The sequence below is a fragment of the Streptococcus sp. DD13 genome (assembly GCF_001578875.1).
Taxonomy (GTDB): Bacteria; Bacillota; Bacilli; order Lactobacillales; family Streptococcaceae; genus Streptococcus.
On the sequence record NZ_KQ969506.1, the window covers coordinates 301,787 to 310,871 of the forward strand.

At 46.0% G+C, this 9,085-nt stretch carries 6 protein-coding genes; 5 read left to right on the top strand and 1 reads right to left on the bottom strand.

All coding sequences use genetic code 11. The features are described 5' to 3' along the window. Positions 1–156 precede the first annotated feature (156 nt). Complete coding sequence (locus tag STRDD13_RS01375; protein ID WP_067100889.1) at positions 157–2,490, bottom strand: HAD-IC family P-type ATPase; 2,334 nt, start codon at positions 2,488–2,490, stop codon at positions 157–159. A gap of 523 nt (positions 2,491–3,013) precedes the next feature. Between STRDD13_RS01375 and guaC the strand changes: the two genes are divergently transcribed. The 5 genes from guaC to STRDD13_RS01400 all read left to right on the top strand — a co-directional run. After that, complete coding sequence (gene guaC / locus STRDD13_RS01380) at positions 3,014–3,997, top strand: GMP reductase (protein ID WP_067100892.1); 984 nt, start codon at positions 3,014–3,016, stop codon at positions 3,995–3,997. Positions 3,998–4,262: 265 nt separating this feature from the next. Then, entirely contained in the window at positions 4,263–5,297 is a 1,035-nt protein-coding gene (locus tag STRDD13_RS01385) for an aldose epimerase family protein (RefSeq protein ID WP_067100895.1), read from the top strand. A 173-nt stretch (positions 5,298–5,470) separates the two neighbouring features. Then, a complete protein-coding gene (locus STRDD13_RS01390; protein ID WP_067100897.1) occupies positions 5,471–6,175 on the top strand; it encodes a glucosamine-6-phosphate deaminase in 705 nt (234 codons plus the stop codon). 15 nt (positions 6,176–6,190) lie between these two features. Further along, a complete protein-coding gene (gene nagA / locus STRDD13_RS01395; protein ID WP_067100899.1) occupies positions 6,191–7,351 on the top strand; it encodes an N-acetylglucosamine-6-phosphate deacetylase in 1,161 nt (386 codons plus the stop codon). 112 nt (positions 7,352–7,463) lie between these two features. Further along, a partial coding sequence (locus STRDD13_RS01400) for a glycoside hydrolase family 2 protein (protein ID WP_197457134.1) occupies positions 7,464–9,085 on the top strand: 1,622 nt, incomplete at its 3' end.

A 9,085-nucleotide genomic window follows, 5' to 3' on the forward strand; every position in this document is an offset into this window, starting at 1 on the left:
CCTCTCAATTGTTTTGGATTGTCGAGCAAGACGCAGTGGTTGAGTGGGCTCTACTCCGCTGATTTCATCCGCTTTTACAGCCCTACTCAACTGTGCGGAGGTGGGACGACCAAATCGACTTCTAAGGAATGACCGATTTCTGTCTTACTCTCTTTTTTATGAATGGCGGCGATTCCATCGCATCACTGCTTTATCCAGTACTTGATAGATAAAGAATGCAAGGACAGAGAGGGCAGCCACCAACAATAGGACGCCTAGGGATAGGCTTGATAGGGAGAAAAGACGGGGCATCAACAGACCTGCTATGAGGATTCCAATCAGGTTGATCAAGACAACTCCCCATTTAAAAGAATTCATTGGTAAGCTAATCTCAATCATGATCATAAAACCGACCACAGCCATGAGAATGACACCTGCTGAGGAAACTTGGTCAGAACTGATGTGAAAGAGCTTGCCTGCGAGCATGACCGTTAGAACGGTCGCGATAGACGTCAGACTTGCAGGAAAAGCCTTCATCATGACCTGTCGTATAAAGTTTTTTCGGATCCGCTTGGTGTTTACTTCCAATGAAAGGAGGAAGCCCGGAATCCCAATCGTAAAGGCGGATATGAGTGAAAGTTGAGAAGCCTTAATGGGATAGCTGATGAAGAAGGTCATGGAAATAATAGCCAAAATCATGGAAAAGATATTCTTATTGAGGAAAAGAATAGCAGAACGTTGGACATTGTTGACTACCCGACGGCCTTCATGGAGAACATCTGTCATGCGGTCAAAGTCATTGTCTAAAAGGACGACTTGAGCTACTTGAGTCGCAGCCTCACTACCAGAGGCCATGGCGATGGAACAGTCAGCCTCTTTCATAGCCAGGATGTCATTGACGCCATCTCCTGTCATGGCAACCGTACGGTCGGCACGATGCAAGGCCTGCACCAGCAGCCGCTTTTGTTCCGGTGTGACCCGACCAAATACAGTGTATTTCTCGATTGCTTGATCAAAGTCAGCTTCTGATTGCAATTCACTCGCGTCCACATAGGATGTTGCATCTTGGATCCCTGCTTGGCTAGCCACTTTAGATACGGTCTCTGGATTGTCTCCTGAGATGACCTTGATGGTCACATCCTGCTCTGCAAAGTATGCAAAGGTTCGAACGGCATTTTCGCGGATGGGATTGGCAAGGACGAGATAAGCGAGTGGCGTCACACTGCCCTGTAAGGGAAGACTGAGTTCGTGAGTGCTGTGTCGGGCCAAGGCAAGGACCCGATTTCCAGATGTCAGCTCTTCTTGAAAGTCGGGAAGGGCCTCTTTGTAAGCTGGTCCTAACACAAATTCTGGTGCCCCTAATAAATAAACTCCGTCAGAGAAATGAATGCCACCAAATTTCACGGAAGAAGAGAAGGGGAGAACTTTTTTCACAGGAAATGGTTTAAAGGAGAGGTCGTTTTCAAGGACAAATCGCTCTAAGGCCTTCATGGTTTCATTGTCATCTTGACTAGCCCCGACATAGCGAGCGAGGAGACTTTCGAGTTCACTGGTAGAAAGTGGCTGTTCTCGACTTGGGATAATCCGCTGGACTTGCATGGTAGGTTCTGTGATGGTCCCTGTCTTGTCGACGCAAAGGGTGTCGACATGGGCGAGAGACTCGATGCTCTTCATATTGTGAAGCATGACCTGCTGACGTGCTAGCTTGACACTTCCCATGACCAAGGCAAGGGTTGTCAATAAATAGAGTCCTTCCGGAATCATCCCGATAATGGCAGAGACGGCCGACACAACACTCGATTGCAGATTATGTTGGTTAAAAAAGAAGTTTTGGCTAAAAAGGATGAGACCGATGGGAATCACGACGATGCTGACGTATTTCAGCACCTTATTGAGGGATTTTAAAATCTCGGACTGTTCTCCGACATCCATCGCTTTTGCTTCGAGAGATAGTTGAGAGATATAGGAGTCTGCTCCGACTTTCTCTAAGACTGCGTAGGCCTGTCCAGAGACGACAAAGCTACCGGATAGGAGGTTTGCTCCCATGCCTTTTTCGATTTCGTCCGCTTCACCTGTCAGTAAGGCCTCGTTTACAGCAATCTGACCATCAAGGACACGCGCATCTGCAGGGATTTGATTGCCAGATTTTAAGAAGATGAGGTCTCCTTCCACCAACTCATCGGACGGAATGGACTGCTTTTCCCCCTCCCGGATCACGGTGGTATGGGAGGCGTGTAAGAGATTCATTTCATCAAGAATCTGCTTAGCCCGAATTTCTTGGTAAATCCCAATGACCGTGTTGATGATAATAATCGGTAAAAAAGTGAGCTGGTTCCAAGCTTGGACGATAGCCAATAAAAGGGCAATCATCAAAAAAATAAGGTTAAAAAAAGTAAAGGTATTTCGTTTGACAATATCGATGACGGAGTTTTCAGTGTCCGATATCACCGCATTGGTTCTTCCTTGTCGAATTTTCTCTGCGACTTGAGCGTGTGTGAGTCCTGTTTTCATCCAAGAATTCCTCTTCATATTCGTTTTGTAAGATCCCATTTATTGTACCGTAAAGAAGGTAGAAATACAAAAATTGACTGTAGGGATACAGAGAAGTGAGTGGATGGAGGCACGAAAAAAGTTGAGAACAAAAGGTCGGAATTTTCCTAAGAATCAGGAAGTAACCCCCTCTATCTGAAGTGGTTTAAGCACTCGTTTTTATGTCCTTCCTTGGAAACTCAAACTCGTTTCATCTCTCTTAGAATAGATCCGGTTACAGCTCTATAGGATGCCTATCGCATCAAGACTTCGGAAATAGAAGAAAAGGAGAATGTATCCGAAAGGCCATAATGAAATAGTTTTAAGAAATACGAACTAATCGGTTATTATACATCGTTTATATCTACAAAACACGAATATCTTAACAAAAAAACAATAAATATTGACTAAAAACCAAACTATTGCTATAATAATCCATGGAATGGCCCAGGGCTAAGCGATGCGTCAGCATAGGTAGGTAATCCATATAGAAAAGAGAACAGAAATGTTAAATGAATTTCCCATTTTTGATTATGAAGATATCCAGCTCATCCCCAACAAATGCGTGCTAAAGAGCCGTTCAGAAGCCGATACGCGAGTGACTTTGGGCAACTATCAATTTAAACTGCCAGTTGTTCCAGCTAACATGCAGACCATTTTGGATGAGGATCTAGCGGAGCGCTTGGCTAAGGAAGGTTATTTTTACATCATGCACCGCTTTGATGAAGAAGGACGGATTCCTTTTATCCAGCGGATGCATCAGCAGGGTTTGATTGCCTCCATTTCCGTTGGGGTTAAGGACTATGAATATGATTTTGTACGGTCCTTAAAGGCGGATGCACCAGAATTTATCACAATTGATATCGCACATGGACATGCGGATAGTGTCATATCTATGATCCGTCATATTAAAGAGCAGCTGCCAGAGACTTTTGTGATTGCAGGAAATGTCGGAACACCTGAAGCTGTCCGAGAGTTGGAAAATGCTGGGGCTGATGCGACCAAGGTAGGAATCGGACCCGGAAAGGTTTGTATCACCAAAGTCAAGACAGGTTTTGGGACAGGGGGCTGGCAACTGGCTGCTCTTCGTTGGTGTGCCAAAGCTGCTAAAAAGCCCATCATAGCAGATGGTGGGATTCGAACTCATGGGGATATAGCTAAATCAATCCGTTTCGGAGCGAGTATGGTCATGGTAGGCTCATTGTTTGCAGGTCATCTGGAAAGTCCTGGAGAAGTAGTCGAAGTTGATGGGGAACTCTTTAAAGAATACTATGGCTCCGCTTCTCAGTACCAAAAAGGGGCCTACAAGAATGTCGAAGGGAAAAAAATCCTTCTTCCTGTGAAAGGCCCTATTCAAGATACCCTTATCGAAATGGAACAAGATCTCCAAAGCGCCATTTCGTATGCTGGAGGGCAAAAAGTCTCGGATCTTCGGCATGTCGATTATGTCATCGTGAAAAATTCAATCTGGAATGGAGATGCCCATTGATCACGATCTTTGGTGATTCGCATGAATGCATGAACAGATGCCCGTACTCTAGATGAGAAGGTCCTTATCTTCTAATTAACATACTTTCTAACAAACTTTTAGCTCTTTTCTGGGTAGCAGGGCTAGAAGTTTTTTTGTGTTTCCTTTTCCTAGCCTTAGATTTTCCATAATTTGTGTAGCAGATGACTAAAAGAAAGACTGGTTTTGTGCGGACAAGTTTGCTAGTTTAGAACTAGAAAAAACACAAAAGAAAGTGAGGGATAGCATGCAGATTAAGAGACAAATCGTCGAAACCATTGGAGATCAAGACATCGAGCAAATCATGCTCATCAATGACCAAGGAACCTGCGCACGTTTCTTGAGTCTTGGGGCGACCTGGCAGTCTTTTACAGTCAAGGACCAGGAGGGGCGTGAAAAGGAATGCATACTGGGTCTAGAACGTCCGTCTGATTATCTAAGGAGCCACTTATGTGCAGGTCAAGTAGTGGGACGAGTCGCTGGGCGCATCAAGGAGGGACGAATTGATCTAGATGGGACAAGTCTTCAATTGCCTTGTAATCAGAAGGGGCATTGCTTGCACGGAGGGCCAGAAGGATTTCACACTCAAGTCTGGAAAGTAGAGACAGAACTCCTTCCTTCCCTTGCGAGGCTCACCTTTTCCTATCACGCTAAAGAAGCTGTGGATGGCTTTCCAGGGGACCTTTGGGTCTTGGTGACTTACGAGCTGGATGAAACAACTCAACTGACTCTGACCTTTACAGCTAGAGATGCAACGAAAGAAACCTTGTTTAATCCGACGAACCATGTGTATTTTAACCTGAGTGAGCGTCAGGACTTGGAGACTCACAGCTTGAAGATCCGGTCTCAAGAGTACTTGGAAGTGGATCAAGACTTAATTCCGACAGGGAGACGGATCCCAATCAGTGGCACGGCGTTTGACTTTGGACAAGCAAGAGATCTTGGACCGGCTCTTGGTGAAATGGGGGGACTGGACCATGCCTTTATAGTAGGAGAAGACGCAAGGACCCCGATTGCAGTCCTTTGCGAGCGGGAGAGTGGGGACCAAATAGAAGTGTATTCGGATCGATCAGCTTTAGTCGTCTATAGTTTAAACGATCCTGAAGAGCTGACCTACTTTACAAGAGATCAGGGAAAAGCTTGTCAGAAACACCAGGGACTGGCTCTCGAAGCCCAGTTTGCTCCAGACGCGATCCACCATCCAGAATGGGGAGACACCAGGCTCCATCCAGGACAGACAAAGGAGTATCAGATTCGATTTGTCTACAAAAGAGGAAATTAGATTTTGACCCTATGGGTCTGAAGGGGAGGTTGGATGGATGGGTCTGTCTCGTATAGAGAAGGATGCCTTTTCTATAAAAAGGTGAAAAACACCTTTAGTTGGTTTTGGTAGAAATCTTGACAAAAACCATCAAAAGGTCTATGATTGGTATATACCAATACAAGGAGGAAATCATGGAAGTTATCAAAGTAAAGAACCAGATCGAAGGAGCAGAAAAAGCAGTTGCGATCTTACGGGAATCGTTGGCGAATGGAGCAAAAACTCTGGGACTAGCGACAGGGTCGACACCGATTGAATTCTACAAGCAAATTGTTGCTAGTGATCTGGATTTCTCAGACATCATCTCGGTTAACTTGGATGAGTATGTAGGTTTGGGCAAGGAAAGCTCTCAATCCTATGTCACATTTATGGAGGAGCATCTCTTTTCGCACAAACCGTTTAAACATTCTTACCTTCCAAATGGCTTAGCGGCTGATTTAGATAAGGAAGTTCGGGAGTACAATCAATTGATTGCTGAAAATCCAGTTGATTTTCAGATTTTAGGGATTGGAGATAATGGGCACATTGGTTTTAATGAACCGGGAACCAGTTTTGAATCGTTGACACATGTGGTGGATTTGACGCCGTCGACGATTCATGCCAACGCTCGCTTCTTTGCGAATGAAGAGGAAGTACCGAAGCAAGCCATTTCTATGGGGATTGCCAATATCTTAGCGGCAAAAACCATTGTCATCATGGCCTATGGGGCAAATAAGGCCAATGCTGTGAAGGCTATGCTTCGTGGTCAGGTGACCGAAGACGTGCCAGCAAGTGCCCTGCAAGGTCATCCTCGTGTTTACGTAATTGTAGACCAAGAAGCTGGGAAGGAACTAGACTAGAATCGAGGGGATAGCATGGTAGTGTACATTAAGGCTAAGACCTTTTATTTTCCCTATTCTGTCCAAAAGGGAGGCTATTTGGAAGTCAAGGATGGGAAGTTTGGTGCCTATCGAAAAGACATACCAGATGGAGCTCAGGTACTAGACTATAGCTCTTACCAGATCGCACCAGGCTATGTGGACACTCATATCCATGGTTATGCGGGAGCAGATGTCATGGATAATCAGCAAGATGGGCTAGAAACCATGAGTCGTGGCCTGCTATCGACCGGGGTAACCAGTTTTTTACCGACCACTTTGACAGATACCGCTGCCCATTTTGAAGCGGTTTGTAAGACGATTGGTGATTTTGCTGGTCAAGAAACCGGTGCTAAAATTCAAGGAATCTATCTGGAAGGTCCGTATTTTTCGGAGGAGTACAAGGGGGCCCAAAATGAGAAATATATGCGGGACCCGTCCTTGGAAGAGTTCGCCTCGTGGCAGGAAGCTTCTGGTCATTTGATCAAAAAAATCGCCCTAGCCCCCGAACGAGAAGGAGCCAGGGACTTTATTCGGAAAGTGACAGATGAGGGAGTTGTCGTTGCGATTGGTCATTCCAATGCCACCTACGATCAGGCTGTCGAAGCCGTTGAAGCTGGTGCTTCGGTCTGGGTCCACGCTTATAATTGCATGCGCAATATGACTCACCGAGAGTTAGGGGTTGTAGGGGCTATGTATAGTCTACCAGGGACGACTGCGGAGTTGATTTGCGATGGGCATCACGTAGACCCCAAGGCTTGTCAGGTCCTAGCTAGGCAAAAAGGGAAGGCTGAAATCGCCCTTATTACCGACTGCATGCGCGCAGGGGGATTGCCTGATGGGGACTATATGCTTGGAGAATTACCGGTGACCGTTGCTGAAGGAACAGCTCGACTCGTCCATGGAGGGAATCTGGCAGGCTCTATCTTGCAACTCAAAGATGGTGTTAAGAACATTATTAAGTGGGGATTGGCCAGCCCGGAAGAAGCTATACGGATGGCTAGTCTTCAACCAGCTAAGTCGGTTGGGATAGAGGATCGATGCGGTCAGATTAAAGCAGGTTTAGCGGCTGACTTCCTAGTCTTAAATGATGACTTTGAGCTAGTCGAGACCTACTTAGACGGTCGGTCCGTCTATAAGGCAAGGGATCTTCAGTAGAAAGGGCTTTTCTACAAATTATAGAAGAATAAGAGTCATTTTAGGAAATGAAAAAGAAAGCGTTGAGAACGCTTTCTTTTTTTGGTATAGTGAAGTGAAAAGGAGACGGAATATGAGACGTTTACAGGGAAGAAGAGAACTGAAGAAGGATTGGTATTTTAGTCAGACAGTGGATCAGGAAAGAGCTTTGTCGCCGGATTTTCGGGCAGCAGATTGGCAAGCCATCAGTCTCCCTCATGATTGGAGTATCTTTAATGATTTTGATCCCCACTCACCTGCTCAAAATGAAGCAGGTCAGCTCAATGGAGGGACAGCCTGGTATCGGACGAGCTTTTTACTGGATACGGATGCTTCACAAAGGACCACTCGAATTTGCTTTGATGGGGTTTACATGAATGCCAAGGTCTTTGTGAATGGCCAGCTGGTTGGTCACTATCCCAGTGGTTATACAGGGTTTTCATATGATATTTCAGCTTATCTGCGCAACGATGGCCAGGCTGAACAGCTGGTGGTTTATGTAGAAAATCAGCAACCCAGCAGCCGCTGGTACTCAGGAAGTGGGATTTATCGCGATGTCTACTTATTGGTCGAGGACCTTGTGCACATTCCAGAGATGGGGATTACAATTACCAGTCCTGATCTGGAAAAGGAGCAAGAGGGTCTTGTCAAGACCCGACTAGTGACGGAAGTCGTGAATCGAGGGGCGGTCGAACCATCGGTGTATATAGAGCAGTTTATTCTTGATGCGAGAGGGAAGGTCGTGGCTAACGGTCAGACTACAGTTGCAAAAACGGTAGGGGCAAATAGGTCCTGTCTTTTTGAACAAGATTTACTCGTCTTCCATCCGGACTTGTGGGATGTAGCGGATCAAACACCGGTTTTATACAGTTTGGTTACCCGACTTTATCGCGACGGACAACTTCTCTCCGAACGAACAGATCGCTTTGGCTATCGTTATATGGATTGGACTGCTGATGAGGGCTTCTTTCTAAATGGTCGCTCTTTGAAGATCCATGGGGTCTGTCTGCACCACGATCACGGGGCCTTGGGAGCAGTGGAAAATGAAAAGGCAGAGTATCTCCGTCTGAAACAGATGAAGGAGATGGGGGCCAATGCGATTCGGACCAGTCACAATCCTGCTAGTCCTCAGACCTTGAAATGGGCGGCCCAACTTGGTTTGTTGGTTCAAGAAGAAGCTTTTGATACCTGGTATGGTGGGAAGAAAACCTTTGACTATGGACGGTTTTTCGAAGAAAAAGCGACTCATCCAGATGCCCGAGACGGGGATAGTTGGTCGGACTTTGACCTTCGGAGAATGGTAGTAGCTGGAAGAAATAATCCTGCCATCTTTATGTGGTCTATCGGAAATGAAGTCAGTGAGGCAAATGGTGATACGCATTCTCTAGAAAGCGTTCAACGCTTAGTATCTGTGATTAAAGAAGTGGATTCTAGTCGCTATGTGACCATGGGGATGGATGCCTTTCGTTTTGGAGACGGACAAGGAGGTCACGAGAAAATCGCTGCCCATTTAGATGCCGTAGGACTCAATTATGCGGAAGACAATTTTGAAAATATTCGGCACCAGCACCCGGATTGGCTCTTGTATGGATCTGAGACATCCTCTGCGACGCGTAGTCGGGGGAGTTATTTCCGCCCTCAGGAGGAATGGATAGGCGACAATCGCCCTCTCCGTCGATTTGAACAATCAGACTATGGAAATGACCGTGTTCCATG